The organism is Stenotrophomonas sp. 14P6.2.3, from assembly GCF_057799055.1.
The window spans coordinates 86,149-110,562 of the sequence record NZ_JBYOLA010000011.1 but is presented as its reverse complement, the minus strand read 5'-3'; the positions used below and the strand labels follow the sequence as shown (position 1 = coordinate 110,562).

Annotated in this window: 21 protein-coding genes, 1 tRNA gene and 1 pseudogene; 16 read left to right on the top strand and 7 right to left on the bottom strand. The window is 62.6% G+C overall.

The genetic code is table 11. The features are described from left to right. Positions 1–20 precede the first annotated feature (20 nt). From trmB to thiS, 3 genes are all read right to left on the bottom strand, one after another. Positions 21–755 carry a tRNA (guanosine(46)-N7)-methyltransferase TrmB gene (gene trmB, locus AC27VL_RS11140; RefSeq protein WP_089236613.1) on the bottom strand — a complete coding sequence of 245 codons (735 nt, stop codon included), beginning with the start codon at positions 753–755 and terminating at the stop codon, positions 21–23. Further along, complete coding sequence (locus tag AC27VL_RS11135) at positions 755–1,549, bottom strand: thiazole synthase (protein ID WP_100553408.1); 795 nt, start codon at positions 1,547–1,549, stop codon at positions 755–757. The genes trmB and AC27VL_RS11135 overlap by 1 nt, the downstream gene beginning before the upstream one ends. Before the next feature lie 116 nt (positions 1,550–1,665). Then, a complete protein-coding gene (gene thiS, locus AC27VL_RS11130) occupies positions 1,666–1,866 on the bottom strand; it encodes a sulfur carrier protein ThiS (RefSeq protein ID WP_025874279.1) in 201 nt (66 codons plus the stop codon). A gap of 206 nt (positions 1,867–2,072) precedes the next feature. Here thiS and AC27VL_RS11125 point away from each other — a divergent pair, with 206 nt between their 5' ends. The 10 genes from AC27VL_RS11125 (at position 2,073) to AC27VL_RS11080 (ending at position 10,448) form a co-directional block, all read left to right on the top strand. Continuing rightward, positions 2,073–3,917 carry an autotransporter outer membrane beta-barrel domain-containing protein gene (locus tag AC27VL_RS11125; protein WP_100460181.1) on the top strand — a complete coding sequence of 615 codons (1,845 nt, stop codon included), beginning with the start codon at positions 2,073–2,075 and terminating at the stop codon, positions 3,915–3,917. 106 nt (positions 3,918–4,023) lie between these two features. Then, positions 4,024–4,097 (top strand) — tRNA-Gly (locus AC27VL_RS11120). A 342-nt stretch (positions 4,098–4,439) separates the two neighbouring features. After that, positions 4,440–4,820, top strand: coding sequence for a DUF805 domain-containing protein (locus AC27VL_RS11115; protein WP_191078252.1), 381 nt, complete (start codon positions 4,440–4,442; stop codon positions 4,818–4,820). Between the two features lie 199 nt (positions 4,821–5,019). Beyond that, entirely contained in the window at positions 5,020–5,262 is a 243-nt protein-coding gene (locus AC27VL_RS11110; RefSeq protein ID WP_180165749.1) for a hypothetical protein, read from the top strand. Between the two features lie 94 nt (positions 5,263–5,356). Next, positions 5,357–6,235 (top strand): 30S ribosomal protein S6--L-glutamate ligase, encoded by an 879-nt coding sequence (gene rimK, locus AC27VL_RS11105; RefSeq protein WP_100553389.1) that lies wholly within the window; start codon positions 5,357–5,359, stop codon positions 6,233–6,235. Positions 6,236–6,490: 255 nt separating this feature from the next. After that, entirely contained in the window at positions 6,491–6,967 is a 477-nt protein-coding gene (locus AC27VL_RS11100) for a hypothetical protein (protein WP_488766427.1), read from the top strand. Between the two features lie 89 nt (positions 6,968–7,056). Beyond that, complete coding sequence (locus tag AC27VL_RS11095; RefSeq protein ID WP_191078251.1) at positions 7,057–7,530, top strand: hypothetical protein; 474 nt, start codon at positions 7,057–7,059, stop codon at positions 7,528–7,530. An 8-nt stretch (positions 7,531–7,538) separates the two neighbouring features. After that, complete coding sequence (locus tag AC27VL_RS11090) at positions 7,539–8,216, top strand: response regulator transcription factor (protein ID WP_025874286.1); 678 nt, start codon at positions 7,539–7,541, stop codon at positions 8,214–8,216. Then, entirely contained in the window at positions 8,179–9,549 is a 1,371-nt protein-coding gene (locus tag AC27VL_RS11085; protein ID WP_100460170.1) for a sensor histidine kinase, read from the top strand. The genes AC27VL_RS11090 and AC27VL_RS11085 overlap by 38 nt, the downstream gene beginning before the upstream one ends. A gap of 512 nt (positions 9,550–10,061) precedes the next feature. Beyond that, complete coding sequence (locus AC27VL_RS11080; RefSeq protein ID WP_191078250.1) at positions 10,062–10,448, top strand: hypothetical protein; 387 nt, start codon at positions 10,062–10,064, stop codon at positions 10,446–10,448. A 52-nt stretch (positions 10,449–10,500) separates the two neighbouring features. Here the strand turns inward: AC27VL_RS11080 and AC27VL_RS11075 are convergent. Continuing rightward, positions 10,501–10,782, bottom strand: a pseudogene (locus AC27VL_RS11075) (dephospho-CoA kinase); the annotation flags it as partial. 152 nt (positions 10,783–10,934) lie between these two features. Between AC27VL_RS11075 and AC27VL_RS11070 the strand changes: the two are divergent. Next, positions 10,935–15,731 (top strand): RHS repeat-associated core domain-containing protein, encoded by a 4,797-nt coding sequence (locus AC27VL_RS11070; RefSeq protein ID WP_488766424.1) that lies wholly within the window; start codon positions 10,935–10,937, stop codon positions 15,729–15,731. A gap of 72 nt (positions 15,732–15,803) precedes the next feature. On the opposite strand, the gene coaE is transcribed toward AC27VL_RS11070, so the two are convergent. The 3 genes from coaE to AC27VL_RS11055 are packed head-to-tail and all read right to left on the bottom strand — an operon-like array spanning position 15,804 to position 18,558. Further along, positions 15,804–16,415 carry a dephospho-CoA kinase gene (gene coaE / locus AC27VL_RS11065; RefSeq protein ID WP_191078249.1) on the bottom strand — a complete coding sequence of 204 codons (612 nt, stop codon included), beginning with the start codon at positions 16,413–16,415 and terminating at the stop codon, positions 15,804–15,806. Between the two features lie 11 nt (positions 16,416–16,426). Then, positions 16,427–17,290, bottom strand: coding sequence for a prepilin peptidase (locus tag AC27VL_RS11060; RefSeq protein ID WP_100553384.1), 864 nt, complete (start codon positions 17,288–17,290; stop codon positions 16,427–16,429). Positions 17,291–17,298: 8 nt separating this feature from the next. After that, on the bottom strand, positions 17,299–18,558 hold the full coding sequence (locus tag AC27VL_RS11055) for a type II secretion system F family protein (protein ID WP_191078248.1): 1,260 nt from the start codon (positions 18,556–18,558) through the stop codon (positions 17,299–17,301). A gap of 348 nt (positions 18,559–18,906) precedes the next feature. Between AC27VL_RS11055 and AC27VL_RS11050 the strand changes: the two genes are divergently transcribed. The 5 genes from AC27VL_RS11050 (at position 18,907) to galE (ending at position 24,376) form a co-directional block, all read left to right on the top strand. Further along, positions 18,907–19,311 carry a pilin gene (locus AC27VL_RS11050; RefSeq protein WP_191078247.1) on the top strand — a complete coding sequence of 135 codons (405 nt, stop codon included), beginning with the start codon at positions 18,907–18,909 and terminating at the stop codon, positions 19,309–19,311. An 81-nt stretch (positions 19,312–19,392) separates the two neighbouring features. Next, a complete protein-coding gene (locus AC27VL_RS11045) occupies positions 19,393–21,297 on the top strand; it encodes a hypothetical protein (RefSeq protein ID WP_191078246.1) in 1,905 nt (634 codons plus the stop codon). Then, positions 21,294–21,761, top strand: coding sequence for a GtrA family protein (locus AC27VL_RS11040; protein ID WP_191078245.1), 468 nt, complete (start codon positions 21,294–21,296; stop codon positions 21,759–21,761). The genes AC27VL_RS11045 and AC27VL_RS11040 overlap by 4 nt, the downstream gene beginning before the upstream one ends. After that, positions 21,758–23,302, top strand: a complete 1,545-nt coding sequence (locus AC27VL_RS11035) for an NAD(P)/FAD-dependent oxidoreductase (RefSeq protein WP_191078244.1) — start codon at positions 21,758–21,760, stop codon at positions 23,300–23,302. The genes AC27VL_RS11040 and AC27VL_RS11035 overlap by 4 nt, the downstream gene beginning before the upstream one ends. 96 nt (positions 23,303–23,398) lie before the next feature. Continuing rightward, a complete protein-coding gene (gene galE, locus AC27VL_RS11030; protein WP_191078243.1) occupies positions 23,399–24,376 on the top strand; it encodes a UDP-glucose 4-epimerase GalE in 978 nt (325 codons plus the stop codon). The last annotated feature ends 38 nt before the right edge of the window (positions 24,377–24,414 follow it).

Sequence of the window (24,414 nt, the reverse complement as noted above, 5' to 3'; positions counted from 1 at the left end):
GCGGCGTCCTCAGGCGTTCATCAGGTGCGGTCGTACAACAGGTCCCAGACACCATGGCCGAGCTTCTGGCCGCGGGTCTCGAAGTGGGTCTGCGGGCGCCAGTCCGGGCGCGGCACGCTGCCACGCGGGCCGGCACGGTTGACCAGGCCGGGGGTGGCATCCAGCACGTCCCACATCTGCTCGGCGTAATCTTCCCAGTCGGTGGCGCAGTGCAGACGGCCACCGGAGCGCAGTTTGCGCACCAGCAGCTCGGCAAAGCCCGGCTGGATCAGGCGACGCTTGTTGTGGCGCTTCTTGTGCCACGGGTCGGGGAAATAGATGCGCACTTCGTCCAGTGCGCCATCGGCGATTTCCTTTTCCAGCACTTCCACCGCGTCGTGGTGGTACAGGCGCACGTGGTCGGCGTTGTCGTCGGCCAGCGCGTTCAGCAGGCGGCCGACGCCGGGCGCGTGCACTTCCAGGCCGATGTAGTCGCGGCTCGGGTCGTGCTGTGCGGCAAAGCGCAGCGCGGCACCGTTGCCGAAGCCGATTTCCAGCACCTTGCGTGCATCGCGGCCGAAGGTGGCATCCAGATCACGCGGTTCACCACTGAAATCCAGGCCGAAACGCGGCCAGCGCTCGTCGAACGCGCGCTGCTGGGCGGGGGTGAAACGACCTTGGCGCAGCACGAAGCTGCGCACTTCACGGCGGCCTTCGTTGACCGTGAACGGCTTGGGCGGCGCCTTCGAACCGGCGCTGTCGAATGGATTGGTCATCAGCCGATCAACCCATCGATCGGCGAGGACGCACTGGCGTAGCGCTTGCGCGGAATGCGGCCGGCCAGGTATGCCTCGCGGCCTGCTTCCACGGCCTTGCGCATCGCGCTGGCCATCAGCACCGGGTGGCGCGCACCGGCGATGGCGGTGTTCATCAGCACGCCGTCGCAGCCCAGCTCCATCGCGATCGCCGCGTCCGAAGCGGTGCCCACGCCGGCGTCGACGATGATCGGCACCTTGGCGTCTTCGATGATCTGCAGCAGGTTGTACTTGTTCTGGATGCCCAGGCCCGAGCCGATCGGCGCGGCCAGCGGCATCACCGCAGCGCAGCCGATCTCTTCCAGGCGCTTGGCCAGGATCGGGTCGTCGGAGGTATAGACCATCACCTCGAAACCGTCCTTGACCAGCTGTTCGGCGGCCTTGAGGGTCTGCACCACGTCCGGGTACAGCGACTTCTGGTCGCCCAGCACTTCCAGCTTGGTCAGGTTGTGGCCGTCCAGCAGTTCACGGGCCAGGCGGCAGGTGCGCACGGCATCCTCGGCGGTGTAGCAGCCGGCGGTATTGGGCAGGATGGTGTAACGGTCCGGCGGCAGCACGTCGAGCAGATTCGGTTCGCCCGGGTTCTGGCCGATGTTGGTGCGGCGGATGGCCACGGTGACGATCCGGGCGCCTGCGGCCTCGGTGGCCAGGCGGGTTTCTTCCAGATCCTTGAACTTGCCGGTGCCGGTGAGCAGCCGCGAGCTGTAGGTCTTGCCGGCGATCACCAGCGAATCGGGGGAGACATGAGCGTTCATGGCGCGATTATCGCTTATCCGCCTGAAGATGGGGTCGTCGCAGAAGGCGGGGTCGGATCCTTTTGCCACAGGCAAAGGGCTCTGACCCCCGCTGTCCGCAGGGCGCGGGCTTTGCTTCAACCACCGCCCAGCGCATGCACGATCTCCACCACATCGCCCTCGGCCAGTACATGCTCGGCATGACGGCTGCGGCTGACGATCTCGCCGTTGACCTCCACCGCCACCCGGCGCTGCAGCAGCTGCTCGGCCGCGAGCAGGTCCAGGAGGGTCGCCGAAGCGGGCAGGGTGCGGGGTTCGCCATTGAGCTGGATGTTCATGCGGCCATTGTCGCTGATCGCCGGTTCGCATCGGAACCGTTGCAAGTTGCGCGCTACGCCCGCACCGGCAAAGCCCACCAGGCCTGGCTCGGGCGACAATCCATGCGGCGGCGCAGCGTGAGCAATTGGCGGCGCAGTGAAACCATTCACCGTGCGCCGGCGTACGTGCGTCGGATCCTCAACGATATCCCCACAGGAGTTTTTACATGCTGCTCAGCAAACGCCCGATCCGCTCCCTCATGGCGGCCGCGATCGCGCTGGCCGCGCTGCCGGCCATGGCAGGCGAATCCCCCTACAGCCACGCGGTCTTCTTCGGCGACAGCCTGACCGACGCTGGCTACTTCCGTCCGCTGCTGCCGGCCGACGTGCGCCCGGTCACGGGCCAGTTCACCACCAACCCGGGCTGGGTGTGGTCGCAGCAGGTGGCCAACTACTACGGCCTCAATGGCGCTGCCAACGGCAACGGCCAGAACGGCGACAACTACGCTGTCGGCGGTGCCCGTGTCGGCGTCGACGTGGCTAGTGCCCTGGGCACCATCCCATCGCTGAAGAGCCAGACGGCCCGTTATCTGGCCGCCAACGGCGGCAAGGCTGACGCCAATGCCCTGTACACGGTCTGGGGCGGTGCCAACGACCTGTTCGCCGCAGCGCGTGCGCCGGCCCAGGCGCAGGCCATCATCGGCGCGGCCGTCACCGACCAGGTGGCCCTGGTGGGCGCCCTCAAGCAGGCCGGTGCCGAGTACGTGCTCGTCCCCAACCTGCCCGACGTCGGCATTGCCCCGCAGTTCCGCTCGCTGGGTCCGGCCGGTGCCGCGCAGGCCACCGCGCTGGCGGCTGGCTACAACAAGGCCCTGTATGGCGGCCTGAAGCAGGCCGGCATCGAGTTCATCCCGCTCGATACCTTCACCGTGCTGCGTGAAGTGGCGGCCAACCCGGCCATGTACGGCTTCCGCAACGTCACCGACACCGGTTGCAGGATCAACCCTGCTGACACCACCACCAGCATCCTCACCTGCAACCCGACCAGCTACGTCAGCCCGGATGCGGCCACCGCCTATCTGTTCGCCGACGGCGTGCACCCGACCACTGCCGGCCATGCGCTGCTGGGCCAGTACGCGGTGTCGATCCTCGAAGGTCCGCGCCTGCAGCAGGTGCTGAGCCATTCGGCACAGACCATCGGCCGCTCGCGTGCCGACCAGGTCAGCCTGCACCAGGCGGGTCGCCCGGCTGACGGCCTGTCGTGGTGGGGCGGCGTGCGCGGCGACATGCAGCGCTATGACCACGCCGATCTGTACGACGGTCTGGCCCCGGCCGGCCTGTTCGGTATCGACTGGGCGCGTGACGGCATGGTCTTCGGCGGCTTCGCCGGCTTTGGCCGTCTGAATGCCGACTTCGGCAACAGCCGTGGCGACTTCACCCAGAAGGACACTACCGCAGGTCTGTTCGCTGGCTGGTACGGCGACCGCATCTGGGTCAATGGCCAGGTCAGCTACACCTGGCTGTCCTATGACGTGAACCGCAAGGTCCAGCTCGGCCCGGCAACCCGTGAGCACAGCGGCTCGCCGGACGGCAGCAACCTGACCGCCGCCCTGAACGCCGGTTACGAGTTCGGCACCGAGGGCGGTTTCCGCCACGGCCCGATCGCCTCGGTGATCTGGCAGCAGGTCAAGATCGACGGTTACACCGAAAGCGCCGATGCCGGCACCCTCGCCACCGCGCTGGGTTACGGCAAGCAGGATGTCGATTCCACCGTGGGCCGTATCGGTTGGCAGGCCCGCTTCGACGGCGGCACCGTCAAGCCGTACGTGCAGGTGACCTACGACCACGAGTTCGAAGACACCAAGCAGGCCAGCGCCTGGGTGCAGAGCCTGCCGGACGTGGGCATGTACCGCGTGCCGGGCATGGACTTCGACAAGAACTATGCGACCGCCATCCTGGGCGCGCGCATGGAACTGTTCGGCCTGCAGAGCAACATCGGCCTGAGCGCCACCACCCTGCAGAAGCGTGCGCAGGACGCGACGTTGTTTGCCAGCTTCAGCGGCAGCTTCTGATGCACACGACGGCAGGCCTGCGGGCTTGCCGTCTACTCGACGGGCAGGCTGCAAGGGCCTGCCCGTTGCGTTTGAACACGTGCCCCGCATAGACTTGTCGGGCAACGCGGGCGTAGCTCAATGGTAGAGCTGTAGCTTCCCAAGCTACTGACGAGGGTTCGATTCCCTTCGCCCGCTCCATGTCTCCCAAAGGTCCGCGGCTTCTCCAACCACTCCGCGATATCCGGACCGCTCCGCAATTCGCTGCGTCGAAGTGGCTTTGGAGTGTCTTTTCTTCTGGACGTGGATCCCGGTCGTGGTGACCGGTCAATGCCCCAGCCGGGCCGGCACCTCGCGAATGTCGATTGCCAAACAGGCCCTGTCTGCGCCGTCTCGGCGTGGAGATCGCGGAATTGAAAATCCCCTTCGCTCCTCCTTCGACCTTCCGGTTCCTGTCGAACCGATAGTTCAGTTGTTGCTTGGTTTGGAGATGCTAAAAGATCGTTAGCTAGGGGTTTTCATCATCCGTTGTCCGGAGCGCGAATGATCGCTGCACTTTTGCCAATCAGACGGTGCTTCGATTTTTCAGGGCGATCCAACCGGACAGAATTCTGGTCGTTCTTTCTGCTTGCTGCTCTCGTCGCGGCGCTCAGCTATAGCTTGGACAATGCCGGCTACTGGCTGATCGGCACCGATCTGCACAGCTGGGAACTGTCCTCGCGTCTCGGGGATGCGGGACGGGTGGTAGCGTTGGTTGCACTCATACTTTTCCCTCTGCCAATGCTCGCACTGACCGTTCGAAGACTGCACGACATTGATGAGTCTGGGTGGTTCGTTGTGATTGCGTTGGTTCCTCTAGGGGTGTTCGTTCTGTTTCCGGTGATGCTTCTCCCCGGCAGCGAGGAAGAGAATAGATTTGGTTGACCACCATGGACCCTACCGCTTCGGTTGGGCGGGTTGGGATTCGATTCCCTTCGCCCGCTCCTGAATCCAGGCCCCGGAAGCGGCATTGTCGTTTCCGGGGTTTTTCGTTTGCGCACGGCGTACAGATTCAAACAATCCGCATGTCCGACCGCTGCGGTCTTCGCTAGCGTATTGCTCTCATTTCAGGGAGTACGCAGGCATGGATCGCAGGGATGACGTCGTCACCGCGCTGCATCGGATCTTTCTTTCCGCTGGCATCGGCTCGGCCAAACAGGTTGAAGCGGTTCGAGCACTCGGGCGCGCCGGTGGCCCGCAGGCGGCGCAGTTGATCGGGCAGATCTATCAGGAGGCCTTCAGTGGATCGGCGATCCAGATGGCCTGCATCGCGGCGCTGGGCGAAGCGGCGCGCACTTATCCGTTGGCGCTGCCAGGCCCCGATTGAGCTGGGCAGCCACTGCCGCGCGTGGACCGAACAGCATCATCCAGACGCAACGTCGCCACGCTATGCTGCGCGCCTGCCGACCGATCCCACTGCGATGAAGCTCGCCATCCTGTCCCGCAATACCCGGCTGTATTCCACCCGTCGGCTGGTCGAGGCCGCGCGCGCGCGCGGCCATACCGTACGCATCCTGGATCCGCTGCGCTGCTACATGCGCATCGCCGCGGACGGCTTTTCCATGCACTACAAGGGCCGGCCGATGACTGGCGTGGACGCGGTCATCCCGCGCATCGGCGCTTCGGTCACCCGCTATGGCACCGCCGTATTGCGCCAGTTCGAACTGATGGGCGCGCGCACGCCCAATCCGTCCGACGCGATCCTGCGCTCGCGCGACAAGCTGCGGGCGCACCAGCTGCTGGCGGCCAAGGGCATCGACATGCCGGTCACCGTCTTTGGCGACAACCCTGACGACACCGTCGACCTGCTGTCCATGCTCGGCCCGCCGCCGCACGTGGTGAAGCTCAACGAAGGCACCCAGGGCCGCGGTGTGATCCTCACCGAGAAGGCCAGCGCTTCGCGCGGCATCGTCGAAGCCCTGCGTGGGCTGTATGCCAACTTCCTGATGCAGGAGTTCATCGGCGAGGCCAAGGGCGCCGACCTGCGCTGCTTCGTGGTCGGCGACCAGGTGGTGGCGTCGATGCAGCGTCAGGCCCCGGAAGGGGATTTCCGCTCGAACCTGCATGCCGGCGGTACCGCGGTGGCGTCCAAGGCCAGCCGGGCCGAGCAGCAGGTGGCGGTGCGTTCGGCCAAGGCGCTGGGGTTGGGCGTCTGTGGCGTGGACCTGATCCGCTCCGAGCGCGGCCCGCTGGTGTTGGAGGTGAACTCCACCCCGGGTCTGGAAGGGATCGAGGCTGCCTGCGGGGTGGACGTGGCCGCACGCATCATCGCGCATGTCGAGAAAATCAAAAAACCTTGATATTTCAGCGGGTTGAAATTTAATTCAGGCAGGGTTGGCGGGTTTAACACCGCTTTAATCGCCCCGGGCGTAGCCTTCAACGAACCGCAGCTCTGCCTCTCAGCAGGATCGGTATCGGGATACAACTTCAGGCCCAGGCGGGTGCACCGCCTGGGTCTTTTTTATGCTCGATGCCCCCCTGCCAAGGGTCCCTTGTGGGCGCGCGGGGACACTCGTAGAGTTGGGCCTTCGTTCCGAAGGATCGGGAGGTTGGCGATGTACCGCACCACGATGATCGTGCTGTTGCTGTGCCTGCCTGGCGTTGCACTGGCCAAGCCGGAAAAGGCGGCTGTGCAGATGGACCGCCAGAGCCCGGTGGCCGAGCAGGTCCGCCAGGTCGAAAAAGCCCTGCAGCAGGGCGATTACAGCGAAATCTCCGCCGAGGACCGCAGTCAGGTCCAGCAGGCACTGGCGCGGATCACCCAGCGGCTGGGCGACCGCCAGACCGTCCAGGAGCTGCCGCCGCAGGTACAGAATGACGTTTTCAACGATCAGGAGCGGGTCAACAGCATCCTGACGCGCGCCCACGACGACAGTCGCCAGATCTGCTCATACCAGCGCACCACGGGCAGCAATATGCCCAAGAGCCGCTGCCTGACCGTGGCCGAACGGCGCCGTATCGAAGAGAAGGGCAAGGCCCTGCTCAACGACCAGCGCACCTACAGCAACTTGAATCCGGATTCCAAGCTTTAGGGCCACCTGCACCCTGCCGGCCAGCACTTGCTGGCAGCGCGCGCATCCGCATACAGTCGGCGTTCACCTCAAACAGGGATTCGTTTGTCATGAAGCATCCAGTGATATCAGCGGTTCTGGTTTCGGCATTGGTCCTGGTCGCTGCCTCGGCAGGGGCCAAGAGTGCCGAAGAGGTGTTCCTGCCGGGCAAGCCGCTGCTGCAGCAGATTGAGCGCATCGAGATCGAACTCAACGACGGCGAAACCTATTCCGAACTGCGTCAGGAAGAGCGGGGCAAGGTCCGTGAGACCCTGGTTCGCATCCGTACCGCCGCCGAGCAGTATCCGACCAGGGACGCGATGCCTGAATCGGTACGAACTGAGGTCTTCAACGATCAGCAGGTCGTGAACACCGTTTTGACACAGGCGCGTGAAGATAGTCGTCTAATATGCCGACGTGAGAAGGCCATCGGTTCCAACATGTCGTCCACGCAATGCATGACCGTCGCCGAGCGTGCTCGGCAGAAGGACAAGGCACAGCGCGACATGGGCCAGGCCCAGCGCGTCGGTAAATTCGTCAATTAGAGGTGACAGTGAGAATCCTGGTAATCGAAGACAACAGCGACATTGCGGCCAATCTGGGCGACTACCTGGAGGACCGGGGCCACACCGTGGACTTCGCTGCCGACGGAGTGACCGGGTTGCATCTGGCTGTCGTGCACGAGTTCGACGCGATTGTCCTGGATCTCAACCTGCCGGGCATGGACGGTATCGAAGTCTGCCGCAAGCTTCGCAACGAAGCACGCAAGCAGACCCCGGTGCTGATGTTGACCGCGCGCGATTCGCTGGACAACAAACTGGCCGGCTTTGATTCCGGTGCTGACGACTACCTGATCAAGCCGTTCGCGCTGCAGGAAGTCGAGGTACGTCTGAACGCCCTGTCGCGTCGCGGCAAGGGCGTGCAGACCCGCGTGCTGGAAACCGGTGACCTGGAATACAACCTGGACACGCTGGAAGTGCGTCGCCAGGGCAAGCTGCTGCAGCTCAACCCGACCGCACTGAAGATCCTGCAGGCGTTGATGGAAGCGGCCCCGGCCGTGGTCACCCGACAGGAACTGGAAACCCGTGTCTGGGGCGAAGAGCTGCCGGACTCCGATTCGCTGCGCGTGCACATCCATGGCCTGCGCGCCGTGGTGGACAAGCCCTTTGAAGTGCCGATGATCCAGACCCGCCATGGCATCGGATACCGCATCGCCACGCCGGAAGCCTGATTCTGTGGCAAGCAAGGGGGAGCGCCGGCGCACGCCTTATCGGCGGCGTCTGCGCAGCCGCATCATCGTCTCGTTCGTGTTGTTGGGCTTCTGCCTGACGACACTGTTCGCGTTTGCCACCAACTGGGCCCGCATGCGGGTGGAAAACCAGTTGGTGGAAGACGTGATGAACCGCAACATCAGCGAGTACGTGCGGCGTTACTACGAAAGCCCGGACCGCAACCCCGACCTGCCGGTGCAGCAGATGCGCGCGCGCCTGATCAAGCCGGACAAGTTCGAGGCGCTGCGCGAGGAGGAGCCGGACTGGTACGAGTTCAAGGACGGCCTGTACAACATGGGCGGTGTGGACGAGCGCGGAGAGCGCTATTCCTACAAGCTGGCCGTGCGCAAGACCCCTGATGCCTGGGCGTTCCTGGCCTACGACATGACCGACAGCGTTCGCGGTGGGCAGCAGCTCAACCGCGCGCTGTTCCTGTCGGTGCTGGTGTTCAGCCTGTTGTCGTTGGTGCTGGGTTGGTGGTCGGCCTCCAAGGTGATGAAGCCGGTCTCGGATCTGGCCGCGCGCCTGCGTGCGTACCGTGGCGGCACCAGCGACCCCGAACCCTTGGCGCCGCGCTTCCCCGATGACGAAGTGGGGCAGCTGGCCCAGGCGCTCGATGACTATTCTTCGCGGCTGACCGAAGTGGTGCAGCGCGACCGTGAGTTCAATGCGGACGTCAGCCATGAGCTGCGTACGCCGCTGGCGGTGATCCGTGGCGCTACCGAGCTGCTGCTGACCCGCCCGGGCCTGGACGAGAAGGTGCTGCAGCGCCTGCAGCGCATCCAACGTGCCGAGCAACAGTGCAGCGATCTGATCGGCGCGCTGTTGCTGCTGTCGCGCAACGAACGCGGCCAGGGCAGCAGCAATGTGGCGCGTGTGGCCGAACAGCTGCTGGATGCGCATCGCGCGCAGTTGGGTGGCAAGCCGCTGGAACTGCATCTGGATGGCGAACGCGATCTGGTCATCGACGCCCCCGAAGCGGCGTTGTCGGTGGCGCTGGGCAACCTGATCGGCAATGCGGTGAAGTATTCGCAGGATGGCGAAGTCCGCGTGCATGTGGGTGCCAACGCCGTATCGGTGACCGACAGCGGGCCGGGCCTGAGCGAGGAAGATGCCGCCAAGCTGTTCCAGCGCGGTTATCGCGGCACCCATGCCGGTCATTCGCAGGGCGGCGGTATCGGCCTGTCGATCGTCAGCCGCCTGTGCGACCTGTACGGCTGGCAGGTAAGCGTGCGCCCGGGCGGCGCCCGCGGCGTGATCGCCACCCTGACGTTCTCGCCGAAGCCGTTGTAATTCATTCTGGCTGCTGCTTTGGTAGGTGCCGACCTTGGTCGGCACGAATCCATCCGTCGTCGAAATCTCCCACTCGGCGCGAAATGTCGCATGCAGCGCCAATGCAGTTTTCGCGAAGGCGCGGCGCTTCTGGCCCCGCACGACACCTGCGTGACGCACTCCGCGCCCTGCGCGTGTCACACCGCACGGTTCCGCAGACGGTTGGCCCGCATGGCGTTTTCGCCTCATGACCGCTTTGCATGCAGCTGGCGAGATGGCATGGCTGGGGTCATCGCCCTGGCCGGGATTGGCGTCCCGAACAAACCCGACAATTCAACAGCTCCTGATGCGCCTAGGCCATCATGGAAAATGCACCGCATGCTCTTGCTTCGGCGGGCGGTGCGTGGGGATTCACCAGAATCCGCTGGAGTCTTTTTCCTTGCTGTTGAGTTGTTGGGTCTCCGGTACGCCAACCCGCACCGTCCGCCACCTCGCTTCTGCGGGTGGCCTTGCCGTCTGCGAGGAGCACTGCCATGTCCACACGCACCACCTATCCGAACCTGCGCCGCCTGGTCGGCGAATCCGCCGACCAGTTGCCGGCCGACATCGCCGAACGCATCGAAGACGTGCTGGCCGAACCCAGCGACCTGCTGCCGGCACTGATGGCACGCATGGATGGCCGCGACAACGCCGATGGCCAGACCCGGCAGGGCGCGGGTCTCACCCCGTCGCAAGCGGTAACCCTGGCCAGCCTCAGCCGCACGCTGGCTGGCCTCAATGCGTTGATCCAGATGCTGCACGCCGCTGAAGCGGCACGGGTGCAGGGCAGTGCAGGCCAGCAACTGCCGCCGGACGTAGTGGAAGGCCTGTTGCTGGCCGCCCGCGAACTGGCCCGCTACGCCCGCCAGCAGCTGGAGTAGATCCACGCCGTGCGTGGATGCCTGTTCGGTCGGAGCCGGCAGACCTGCCGGCTTACCCGACTGCCAACCCCAGATATCGAGCATGCAACCGCTCCACCTGCGCCTGCAGGTCATCCGGATGGCCATCATTGACGACCACGTCATCAGCCAGCGCCAAGCGCTGCGCGCGGCTGGCCTGGGCGGCAATCATCTGGTCGGCCAGCGCGGCGTCGATGCCGTCGCGCTGCATCAGCCGGGCGTGCTGCACGGCCTCCGGGGCATCCACCAGTAGCACCCGGTCCAGCCACGAGAAGGCCTGGCGGCGGCCCACTTCGGTCAACAAGGGAGTCGTCGCCTTCACATGCGCGGTGGCGGCTTAGAGAAGCCGCTGGGAAGTCGATGTGGTCAAGTGGGCGGCGGGAATGGACCCTGGTCTCACTTTTGATTTCTGGCCTTGTCGCCAAGTTTGGATCGTCCTAGCCTGACGGACTAGGGCTCCAAGGACGGATGCAAGACATCATCGGTATTCCTTGGTGTGAATCTGAACTTCAGGGGATAGTGATGCGTGGAAAAGCCAGCCCTTTGGGCGCGATTGGCAGTGTTCTGATTTTTTCTGGTCTATTGGGGGCATCCGCTGGGAGTCAAGCTAACGACCTTCCGCCATCTGCCCCCCCCGCCCTTGAGAACTACTGCCCGTCAACAGGGGGGTGCTTTAAAAGTCTTCATGAGGCGGAGCAGGCGCTGGAGCAGGAGTATCCGGAGTATCAAGGATTGCTCCGTCAACAGAGTGCTCGGCCCTACGGGGCAGGATCTGAATCCTTGCGGATCGATTATGCCGTCGACAAGCAATCTCCCAAGACACTATTTCCGCCTGTTTATCGAATTGCTGGCTGGCAAGATTCCAGTCCCGTATGCGAAGCGAATTTAGCTAATGGCGACCCTCATCATCAACTCCTATGTTTGAATGAGGCCTATTTGATTGAGCAGTACAAGGCGAAATATTTAAAGGAATCGGCTCAATGCAAATATAGCAATGTTGAAGTGACTGGAGGTTATGGATCTTCTCCATCGGGACACTCGCCGAATCCTCCCGGCCCTTATGGATATGTCCATTTTATGTCTCCTGGCAAGGAGTTGAAGTGGGATATCTACTGTTCCGGCTGGGGAGATGTGCCGCCTGATCAGGGCGGAGTTCCTCTCGTAAAGTTCCAGTCATATATATGTCCGGCTGGCTTCTATGGTGAGCAATCGCGGACTCCTTCGCTCAATGCGGTATGTGCTCCATCCCGCTCCATGCCGCATATTGTAGTTAGGAAAATAACGCAAACTTTTTCGTGTCCGGCAAATCCATATCCATGCCACCCTGATAATGGTGATAAGTCTCGGATTGAAGCGGATTTCGAGTTTGCTGGCAAGCTGTTTAATCGCTACTATCATTCGTTGCGGCAAGTGGGTTTTGGTCGCGATTTTCCCCTTGGTTGGACCTATACCTATAGCGCGCGCCTTGATTTTCCTTACGGGTACATAATTTCCGATGAGGGGTACTACGCAAAGCTGACTCGGTTGGCTGGCGACGTGTACAGTGTGGGAATGTCGACGAGTACGCTGACGCGAGTTTCTAGTGATAAGTATGTTCTTCGTGACGGGATTGGCGGCGTTCGGATTTTTGATGGTAAAGGTCGATTGGTGGTTGTTCAGGATTTGAATAATCCTGCCAACGACGTTGTTGTGGCGCATGAGCCAGTGACAGGTTTATCCGAGGCGTTCCGTATCGCCAGTCTGACAGACGGTGCTGGGCGAGTAGTTCGATTTCACTATGCAAATGGGCGCCTCGATTCAATTGAGCTGCCCGGTGGGGCGCATATTGTCTATTCTCAGAACGATCTGGGGAGTTTGTTGGCTGTGGACTACGGTGCTGGTCAGGTCAAACGCTATCATTATGGTGAGGAGGGGTTGGCCACAAGTCTAAGTCCCTATCTGCTGACTGGCATCACCGGCGAGGATGGCGCTCGCTATGCCAGCTTCGGCTACGACCTGTGGGGGCGAGTGACATCAAGTGAGCTGCACACCGTCGAAGGAAAAGTGCAGGGTACATATCTTTCCTATAAGGATGATCAGCACGTCTTTGTAAAGGTCTCATCTGGCGAGGTCGTTTCCTATAAGTTTGATAGCACATTTTATCGGTCACCCATATCGGTCCAGGATTCGCGCGGTAGCGAGCTGATGAAGCACGACGCCCAAGGTCGATTGCTCGAACGCACCGGGCGTCGTGGCGCTGTGGATGTATTTTCATATGCAGGTGCGCATCGCGTTTCAGTAGAAGAAGCAGTCGGGACCTCTGTGCGACGTATCGTTCAAATAGATTGGGATGAATCCATAAATTCACCTATCGAGCGTCGTGTCTTGGATTCGGAGGGGCGGGTGGTGTCCATCGTCCGCTGGTCTTACAACTCGCGTGGTCAGGTATCAACTAGTGCTGCGCTAGATCCGGTGTCTCTTGAGGCGCGTTTCCAAACATTCAATTACTGCGAGGCTGCGGATGTAGGCGCCGGGACTTGCCCTCGGATAGGCCTGCTGCGAAGCATCGACGGTCCGCGAACGGACGTGGCCGATACCATGACCTATGCCTGGTACACCGCTGATGATGCGGGGTGTGCGACCAGCGGCACCTGTGCGTTCCGCAAGGGCGATCTGCGCAGCATCACCAGTGCGCTGGGTCATACCGTTGAGACCCTAGCCTACGATGCCTTCGGGCGCCCGTTGTCAGTGCGTGATGCCAATGGCGTGGTGACCGACTACACCTATCATCCACGTGGCTGGCCGACGTCGATCACCGTGCGTGGCGGCACTACTGCCGAAGACCGCAGCACCCAGCTGAGCTACTGGCCCACCGGCCACGTGCAGCGGATCACCGAGCCCGACGGTAGCAGCGTCACCTATGTCTACGACGCAGCCCAGCGGCTGACGGACATTGCGGACAGTGCCGGCAACACCATTCACTACACGCTGGACAACGCCGGCAACCGACTGCAGGAAAATACGGTCGATGCAGGGGGGACGCTGCGCCGCACGCTGGCCCGCGTCTACAACACTCTAGGGCAGTTGACCACGCTGAAGGATGCCGGCAACAACGCCACCGGCTTTACTTACGATGCCAATGGCAATCCGCAGTCGGTCACCGATGCCCTGCAGCGGGTGACGAAGCAGCAGTATGATCCGTTGAACCGGCTGGCGCAGACCTTGCAGGACGTGGGCGGCGTTGCTGCGGAAATCCGCTCCAGCTACAACGCGTTGGATCAGGTCACCCAGGTGACCGATCCCAAGGGGCTGCACACCACCTACGCCTACAACGGCTTCGGCGATCTGACCGGGCAGGTCAGCCCGGACAGCGGTAACACCACTTTCACCGTTGATGACGCTGGCAACCGCAAGACCCGTACCGATGCGCGCGGCGTGACTGCCGCTTACAGCTACGACGCGCTCAACCGACTGGTCGGCGTCGCGTATCCGGACCCCAGCCTGGACGTGGGTTATCAGTACGACAGCGCACCAGCGGTATGCGCCAATGATGAGAGTTTCGCCAAGGGGCGCCTGGGCCAGGTGCTGCACGCCAATGGCAGCACCGCGTACTGCCATGACCGCTTCGGCCAGGTCACCCGCAAGGTGCAGACGATCAATGGTTTAGCTAGCACGCTGCGCTACGCCTACAGCAAATCCGGTCGCTTGGCCGCGTTGACGTACCCGGACGGAAGCGTTGCCGACTATGTGCGCAACGCCCAAGGGCAGATCAACCAGATTGGCATGACTCGCCCGGGACAGACCCGGCAGGTGGTGGTCAACAACGTGACCTACGCGGCCTTCGGGCCGGCGACCGGCTGGACCTACGGCAACGGCCGCCAACTGCAGCGCCCGCTGGATCTGGATTACCGTCCGCAGGCGGTGCATGACCCCGCGGCAGGCGGTCTGTCACTGGGCTACGGCTACGATCCCGTCGGCTCGATCACCGAATTGAAGAGCGGTGCAGGCTCCGAGATGCTGGCCAAGTACGCCTATGACACGCTCGGCCGACTGACCCAGACGCAGGACGGTGCGACGGGCACGCCGATCGAAACCTATGGCTACGACGCCACAGGCAACCGCACGTCGCTGACCACCTCGGCGGGGACCGCAAGCTACACCTATCCGTCTGACAGCCATCGCCTGATTGCCGTGGATAGTCAGGCGCGCAACCAGGATGCCGCGGGCAATACCACCAGCATTGGCGGCAAGACGTTCGCCTACAACGATGCCAACCGCATGAATGCGGTGAAGCACGGCGCTGCTGTAGTGGAGAGTTACGGTTACAACCACCGCGGCGAACGCGTGCTGCGCAGCCCGGCTGGCGGCGATGCTCAGATCACGGTCTATGATGAAGCCGGGCAGTGGGTTGGCAACTATTCGGCCACCGGTCAGGCGCAGCAACAGGCGGTCTGGCTGGACAACTACCCTGTGGCGCTGATTCAGACACCAGCCACGGGCGTGCCGGAGCAGGCTTACATCCAGCCCGATCACCTGGGGACACCGCGCGTAGTGGTTGACCCCGTGCGCGATGTCGCGATCTGGGAGTGGAGCAACAAGAGTGAGGTATTTGGCGACCAGGCACCGGCCAATGACCCCGATGGGGATGGCGTGGTGTTTGATCTGGCGCTGCGCTTCCCGGGACAGCAGGCGACCGATGCGAGTGGGCTGTTCTACAACTACCAGCGGGAGTATGACCCGGCAGTGGGGCGGTACTCTCAGAGTGATCCGATTGGGCTAGCTGGGGGGGGTGGAGCGTATGTATATGTTTACTCTGCGCCAACGAATCTTATTGATCCGGTTGGGCTTTGGAGTTTGTCTGTAGGAGGCTACATCCCATCAGAAATATTAGGGCCAGTTGGCCCGGGCGGATTCCTAGTTGTCTCCGGCGAGGGCTTTTCGGTGACATCGTTTAGCCTTCGCGGAGGGTTGGGGCTCGGCGGTGGAGCTTCCTTTGATCCTATGGGCGGAGCCCCAGATTCGACAGCCGATACTGCGTGCGATGGTGCTAATGGCTTTGGCGTGTATGGTGAAGCCTCGGTGACTTCTTACGGCGTCGGTGTGGGAGGGGGCTGGAATTATGGAACTACTCAGTCACGAGACTCCAAGGGGCGCCTGAAGAATTCTGAATATGGTGGTGTATCTCCTAGTTCATCGCTCACGCCCTCGATTCGGTACGGATTGCAGTTCCAAATCGGTGTGGGAGTGGAATTGACGAGATATTTTCAAAGTGATCAGGGGAGGTGAGTGCATCAAGACTTAGTGAAAGTTTGATTGTGCTCAGTATCTAAACTCCACTTGAGAATGTAGATGTCAATTTCACTGGGTCGCTAGTCGACGATACGTGTGGTCGAGTCGCTCCACCTGTGCCTGCAGGTCATCCGGATGGCCATCATTGACCACCACGTCATCGGCCAGCGCCAGGCGCTTTGCGCGGGTAGCCTGGGCGGCGATCATCTGGTCGGCCAGCGCGGCGTCGATGCCGTCGCGCTGCATCAGTCGGGCGTGCTGCACCGCCTCGGGCGCGTCCACCAGCAGCACCCGGTCCAGCCACGGGTAGGCCTGGCGGCCGCCCACTTCGGTCAACAGCGGGATCGCCGCCAGCGCATAGGGGCTGGCGGCTTGCTCGCACTGCTGCTGCATCAACCGGCGAATGGCCGGGTGGGTGATCGCTTCCAGCGCCGTCCGCTCGGCCGGGTCTGCAAAGATGTGGGCACGCAGACGCGCCCGGTCCAGGCCGCCGTCGGCCAGCAGCATGTCCGCGCCGAAGCGTTCGGCAATCAGGGACAGGGCAGGGCTGCCGATTGCCACCACCGCGCGCGCGGCCAGGTCGGCATCGGCCACAACAATCCCCAGCGCCTCGAAGCGCCGGGTCACCTCACTCTTGCCCGAGGCGATGCCGCCGGTCAGGCCAACCACATACTGGCTCATGGGGACTCCCCTCAGCGCAGCCCGCTCATCACCAGATACTGGTTCAGCAGGGGCTCGCCCCACATGAAGAACAGCCAGCCGGCCAGTGCCAGGTAGGGACCGAATGGGATCGGCGTCGCCCGGTCACGGCCACGGCTGTACAGCCAGATCGAGCCGATGATGGCGCCCAGCACCGACGACATCAGGATGATCGGCAGGATGCCCTTCATCCCGCACCAGGCGCCCAGCGCGGCCAGCAGCTTGAAGTCGCCGTGGCCCATGCCTTCCTTGCCGGTCAGCTGCTTGAACAGCCACCACACCGACCACAGCGACAGGTAGCCCAGCAGGGCGCCGAGCAGGGCCGGTTTGGCGGGCATGTACAGGTTGTCGATGCTGCCTATCAACCCCAGCCACATCAGGGGTAGGGTCAACTGGTCTGGCAGCAGTTGGGTGCGCAGGTCGATGCCGGACAGGGCGATCAGGAAGCAGGTCAGCACGATCGCGCCAAAGCCCTGCCAGCCGAAGCCGAACTGCCACACGCAGGCCAGCACCATCACCGCGGTCAGCGCTTCCACCAGCGGGTACTGGATGGAGATGGGCGCCTTGCAGTGGCGGCACTTGCCGCCCTGGATCATCCAGCTGAACAGCGGGATGTTCTCGTACCAGGCCAGCTTGTGCTTGCAGTGCGGGCAGTGCGAAGGCTCCACCACGATGCCCGGCGGGGGCGGCTCGTAGAAGTCCGGCTCTTCCAGAACCTCGCGCGCATCGCGCTTCCACTGCCATTCCAGCCGCTTGGGCAGGCGCAGGATGACAACGTTCAGGAAGCTGCCCAGAAGCAGTCCCAGACCGGCCGCAGCGGGATAGCCGAGGCCGGGATGCTGGTCGAGAAATGCCATTGTTACCTTTAGCCGACGACGGCGCCGAGTTTGAAGATGGGCAGGTACATGCCGATGACCATACCGCCGACAATGGTACCAATGAACACCATGATCATCGGTTCCAGCAGGCTGCTCAGGGCATCCACGGCATTGTTGACTTCCTGCTCATAGTACTCGGCAACCTTGAACAGCATGGTGTCCAGTGCGCCAGCCTCTTCACCGATCGCGGTCATCTGGATGACCATGTGCGGGAACAGGTTGAGTTGTTTCATGGCCATATTGACCGGGTAGCCTACCGACACGTCATCTCGCATCCGCAGGACGCCTTCCTCATACACCTTGTTGCCGGTTGCGCCGGCGACAATGCTCAGGGCTTCCACCAGCGGCACGCCGGCCTTGAAGGTCACGGCAGTCGTCCGGGCAAAACGGGCAATGGCGCTGTTATGCATGATTTCGCCGATCACCGGCACCTTCAGGATGATGCGATCAACGCGATGCTGCAGAACGGGAGAGCGCTTGAAGGCCATGATGAATCCTACGGCGCTGCCGACGGCTACGAGGAGCATCAGCCACCACCAGGAGACCATGAAGCGCGACGCGTTCACGATCATCTGGGTGAAGGCTGGTAGATCGGCGCCAAAGTTCTTGAAGACGTCTTCAAATTGAGGGACGACCCAGATGAGCAGAATCGAGCTGACGATGATGGCAACGGCTACCACCATCGCAGGGTAGAACATGGCTTTTTTGATCTTGCCCTTGAGGGTTTCGATGTTCTCTTTGTAGGTGGCAACGGTATCAAGCACCGTCTCCAGTACGCCTGCGCCCTCGCCAGCGCGGACCAGGTTGCGATATAGCTCGTCGAATTGAACCGGGTGTTTGCTGACGGCTTCGTGCAGTGATGAGCCGCCCTCGATATCCGTGCGAACCCCGTCGACCATCTTCTTCATGCGTGGGTTCTTGTGCCCACTGGCAATGATCTCCAGCGCCGATACGATCGGTACACCGGATTTCATCATGGTCGCCATTTGCCGGCTGAAGAACGCAATGTCCTTGGGGGTGACCCGTTTGCCCGCCGCGCCGAACAGCGGCTTGGACTTCGGCTTGACCTGCCCCGGATTGATCCCTTGGCGACGCAGTTCGGCGCGTAGCAGATTGGCGTTCTTCGCCAACTGTTCGCCTTTCATCTTGATTCCCCGCTTGTCGGTCCCCTCCCAGACAAACGGTTGCAGCTCCATCGTGGCGCGGGCCACGGGCTCCTTCTTCATCGCACTGCGACTGACAGACATATTGGCTCCCCGGCCCGCCATCCCCAGACGGGCATCTGCCGATGGTAGCGGGTTCATCGCCGACTTGGCAGAGTCTGAGCGGGCAAGAGTGCGAATTCGTGCCGGCTACCGACCAAAGGTGACGTACTGCGTCACATTGCTGGGTCCGTCGCAGAATGATGACCGGGGGGTTCACATCCCGGAAATTGCTGCCATCATGGGCGCGGGGAAATCCAGGGGGAGGCGTGCCGGGGTTGGCACGCAACCTGCGTTGATCCACCCGCAGGGTGTAGGACCCGCTCAGCCGGCCGATGGCCGGATCGATCCTGCGCACTGACTCAACCACCACTATCTTGGGGATGTATCACTATGAAGAACCAGAAGGGCTTCACCCTTATCGAACTGATGATCGTTGTTGCGATCATTGCCATCCTGGCCGCCATCGCTCTGCCGGCTTACCAGGACTACCTGATCAAGTCGCGCGTTTCGGAAGTCGTGCTGGCTGCTTCGTCGGCCCGTACTACCGTTGCGGAAGCGGCTGCTTCGGACACCGCCACCACCATGCCGGCCACCGTCGCTATCGAAACCCAGTCGTCCAAGTATGTCTCGGGCGTGACCTACGCTACAGGCGTGATCACCGCCACCTCGCAGGCTCTGGGCGGCAGCGCCACCGGTAACATCACCCTGACCGGTACCAAGGCCGCCAACGGCCAGGTGACCTGGATCTGCAGTGGCTCGATCCCGGCCAAGTACCGTCCGGCTACCTGCCAGTAATTCGGCAGGCATAACACGCCAGACGTTGTACCCGAGCCCCGCGTCTGCGGGGCTCGCTTTTTCTGGATGCGGACCTCGTTCATGCTGACGTTGCGCAGGATCGCGCCGTGGTGCTTTGCGCTGGCGCTGATCGTCTATCTCAGGCCCTATACAGGTATTCGCCATGACGCGACGCTGTATCTCGCGCAGGCATTGCGACTGATTTCGCCGGACATCTTCAATCGTGACCTGTTCTTCGTGGCAGGCAGTCAGGCCAGTTTCACCCTGTTCCCTCAGTTGCTGGCGCTCCTGCTGGCCCACGTGGAGCCGGGCAAGGCCTTCATGGCGCTGACCTTCGTCGGCCGCTTTCTTTTCTACGCGGCCAGTGCGTGGTGTGTGCACGTGCTGTTCCCGCCGCGCTGGCGCTGGCCCGCGTTGCTGGCGTTGATCGTAATGCCCACCGGCTACGGCGCGTTCAGCATGTTCTCGTATGCCGAACCCTTCCTGACCGCACGGCCAATTGCAGAGGCTCTGTGCCTGCTCGCGCTGGCGGCCTTGGTCCAAGGGCGGATGGGCTGGGCGATAGTGGGGTTCGCCCTAGCGGGGCTGCTACACCCACTTCAGGCCATCGCGGCGGTGCTGGCGGCTTTGTGTTGGCTGGTGCTCGGGGATCGCCGCTGGCTGTGGTCGCTACTGCTGGCGGTGCCGGTACTGGTGCTGGCCGCCCTGAAGGTGGGGCCGCTGGGCGGTCTGCTGCAGGTCATGGATCTAGAGTGGCGCGCCATGATCGATGGCGTGGGCGACCAGGTGTTTCTGGGCGCCTGGGCCCTTCGGGACTGGTGCATCGTGCTGGCCGACATCTATCTGCTCCATCTGGTGGCACAGCACGGTGGCGCCAACACACTGTTTGGCCGCCTGGCCAAGGCCTTGCTGCTCGCTATGATTGTGGGCCTTGGCCTGAGCTATCTGCTGGCCGATGTGCTGAGATTGATTCTGCCCGTCGGCCTGCAGTTGTGGCGCGTGCTGTGGCTGGTCCATTGGCTGGCGGCTGCAGCCATTCCCTTCCTGGTCTGGGAGCAGTGGCAACGCGGCGGGCGTGATTGGGTAGGCCCGCTGCTGGTCATTGCCATCGCCGTCATTGGTGCCAGCGTGCCGCGCAGCACGCTGCCCTGGGCGGTACTCGGTCTTATTCCATTGCATATGGTCTGGCCCTTGGTCGCGGCCAAGGTCAGTGCTCCCATCCGCCGCCTGTTGCTGGTCGGCCTGGTACTAGCGTTGGCCGTGGCCTGTTTCCGATACCAGCTGCAGATTTGGGCTGTGTACGAGATGACGGGCCGCAACTCCGAGATAATCCGCCAGGACGTGATGATCTTCGCCTACCCGCTGCTGTGCGGTGGGACCGTGGCCTTGCTGGTTTGGGGCTATCAGCGCAGTGGTGAAAAGGGTCAGGCGTTGCTGGGAGCCTTGTCAGTACTGGCCCTGCTGGGGGCGTTGTGGCTGTGGGATTCCCGTAGCCCGTGGACGCGTGCCCAGGAGTCTGCGCACGGCACTCCTGTATTTGCCGAAAATATTCCGCGTAGCGCAGTTGTTTTCTGGTATGCCAGCGAGGCGTCCCCGCGCGCCGCTTGGATGGTACTTCGTCGCGCCAACTACTTTAGTCCGCAGCAGCTGTCCGGGCAGATGTTCAATCGGCAGACGGCGCTGCTTGGAAAACAATTGAACACCCAGGTCGAGCCGGTGACATTACAGGCTGAAATCTGCGGCGTGCTGGCCAATGTGCAGGAGAATCCGGAGCCCTGCCGGGTGAGCGAACTGGGGCTACGTCACCTGTGCACCCGACATGGCGAACTGGCGCCGCCCGACTATTTCGTGCTGCCGTATGACCAAGAAAAGCACGTACGCGGCCGGTGGCAGGTACGCCACCCCGGCACCGGTGAAGTGATCTCCACCGAGTATCTGTACAAGTGCTCGGATTGGGTAGCTTCCGAGGGTGAGGCCACGCCATGAGCGAGCAGCCGCTGGTGGAGCTCGAGGCGGACCTCGCGACCCGGCGGGGTTGGCTGTCCGAGGGAAGCGGCTATCTGCTGGCCTCGGCGGCAGCGCTGTTGGCTGATCTGGGTGTGTTCGCTCTGCTGGCCCACCTGGGGTGGGACTGGTATGCCGCCGCGACGGGCGGCTTCCTGCTGGGCAGTGTGGTGGCCTATGTCATTAGCGTGCGCTGGGTGTTCGCGGCGCGCAGTTTCCGTTCCCGTTCGGCGGAACTGGCGACCTTTGTGCTGATCGGCTGCTTAGGCTTGCTGGTCGTGCAAGGCGTAATGTGGGTGTGTATCGAGTGGTTTGGCGTGCGGGGGAGCATTGCCAGGGTGGTTGCGGTGGGCTTTTCGTTCACCAGCAACTTCGTACTGCGTAAACTGATTCTGTTCCGGTCGCGCGTGAGCGGCCGGTCCATTGTGGAAGGGGAAGCATCATGAGCAAGCAGATAGTAATAATCGGCGCCGGCCCCGCCGGCCTGACCGCAGCACTGGAGCTGGTGGGGCAGCCCGACGTGCAGGTGACGATTGTCGAGGCCGACGATTGCGTGGGCGGTATTTCGCGCACGGTCAACCATAATGGAAACCGCATTGATATCGGCGGTCACCGGTTCTTTTCCAAGTCCGATTGGGTCATGCAGTGGTGGGCCAATCTGATGCCCATCGAGCACGCCGGCGATGTCCCGCTGAACCTGCGCTACCAGGGACAGGCCCGCGAAGGGGTTCCGCCAGGCGCGACACGGGCCGAGGGCGCCGAGCCGACGGCCATGCTGGTGCGCAACCGTCTTTCGCGGATTTACTTCAATCGTCGCTTTTTCTCGTACCCGCTGAAGTTGAATGCGGACAGTTTCCGCAACCTCGGGCTTGGCAAATCCATGCAGTTTGGTCTCAGCTATCTGCGCTCGCAGATCAGCAAGATCGAGCCTGAGCGCAGCCTTGAAGATTTCCTGATCAATCGCTTCGGTCAGCGCCTGTACCGCCAGTTTTTTAAGGAATACACCGAGAAGGTCTGGGGCGTGTCGTGCAACCAGATCAGCGCGGAGTGGGGTGCGCAACGCATCAAGAGCCTGTCCGTCACCAAGGCCGTGTTTCACGCACTGCGTGGCATGCTAGGGATGAACGGTAAGGTCGCGCAGACCTCGCTGATCGAGAATTTCCTGTACCCCAAGCATGGCCCGGGTGAAATGTGGGAAACCGCAGCGCAGGTGTTCCAGGCACGTGGCGGCACCTTGTTGATGAAGCACAAGGCCGTGGGACTGGCGGTTGAGGGCGGGAAAGTGCGCAGCGTGACGGTGCAGGGCGAATCGGGTGAAGCGATCCAGCTGGAGTGCACCCATGTCGTCTCCACCATGCCGGTGCGCGATCTGGTGGCGGCCTCGCGACAGAGCTGGAGCCACGAGGTTGCGGTCATCGCCGACAATCTCCAGTACCGCGATTTCATCACGGTGGGCTTGCTGTACAGCGCCGATGAGCTGCCGCGCGCACTCGGCGATAATTGGATCTATATCCAGGAACCCGGCGTGAATGTGGGGCGTGTGCAGGTCTTCAACAACTGGAGCCCGTACATGGTGAAGGACGCATCCATGGTCTGGATGGGTCTGGAGTTCTTCTGCTGCGAGACAGACGATCTGTGGAAGATGCCTGACGCGGAACTGCAGGCGCTCGCGCAGCGTGAAATGCTGCAGATCGGTCTGGTCTCAGCCGCATCGGCACAGGATGCGGTCGTCATCCGGGTGCCCAAGGCCTACCCGGGCTACTTCGGCGAGGCCTACGCGAACTTTGATCGACTGCGTACTGCGCTGGACACGGTGCCTAATCTGTTTCTGGTGGGGCGCAATGGCATGCACCGCTACAACAACCAGGATCATTCCATGTTGACGGCCAAGGAAGCTGCCGACCAGATCACGAGCGGCAACGTAGACAAGAGCCGCCTGTGGTCCATCAACGTGGACGACGAGTACCACGAAGAGGCCAAGGCCTGAGATCAGTCAGTCTTGATCAAGCCTGCACCTGCCGCGTGGTAGTTGCGGCGTGGGGTCGAGTTGTTGCGGTATGGGATTTTGCGTGGAGACAGGCAGATGTGGAACGTCCTGGTCTGCGGAGGGGCAGGGTATATCGGCAGCCACATGTCGCAGTGGCTTGCCGAACAGGGTCATTCGGTTACCGTGCTGGACAATCTGTCCACGGGCCACCGTGCGGCTGTGAAATGGGGCGACTTCATCCATGCGGACTTGCTGGATGAGTCAGCCCTGGAACGAGCATTTGCGGGGCGCCACTTCGACGTCGTGATGCATTTTGCAGCGACTTCGCTGGTGGCCGACTCCGTGGCGGACCCGTTCAACACCTACCAGAACAACATCACCGGGTCGTTGAATCTGCTGCGGCAGATGCGACGTCGGGACGTTGATCGGCTGGTGTTTTCCTCGACCGCAGCAGTCTTCGGGCAGTCCCCGACCGGGCTGATCGACGAGCAGCACCCTATGCATCCGATCAACCCGTATGGGGCGAGCAAGTTGATGGTGGAGCGGATACTGGCCGATGTCTGGGCTGCGCATGGCATGTCCTCGGTGGTGCTGCGTTACTTCAATGCAGCAGGGGCGCTTGCCGACCACGGAATCGGCGAGGCGCATGCCTGTGAAACCCATCTGATTCCCAACGTCCTGCGTGCCGCGGCTGGGCAAGCGCCGCCGCTCAGGATATTCGGGTCCGACTACCCCACCGTCGATGGCACATGTGTCCGCGATTACGTCCATGTCCAGGACCTGGCCCGTGCCCATGCCTTGGCGGTGGAGCTGCTTGAGCGTTCGCCCGGCGCCCACGACTTCAACCTGGGAAGCGAGGAAGGGTCGTCGGTGCTGCAGATCGTCGCGGCGGCTGCCGAGGTGGTTGGCCGGGCCGTGCCCTTTGAGCTGGCGGCGCGCCGCCCAGGTGATCCTGCACGTTTGGTTGCCTCCAGTGGAAAGGCCCAGGAGGTGCTGGGATGGACACGTGAGTGGCGCGACCTGGGCGGAATCATCGAAAGCGCCTGGCGGTGGCACCGTGCGCAGCCCTTCTGAGCCTGGGCGTGTAGCCCAGAGGCATGCGTTCACGCCAG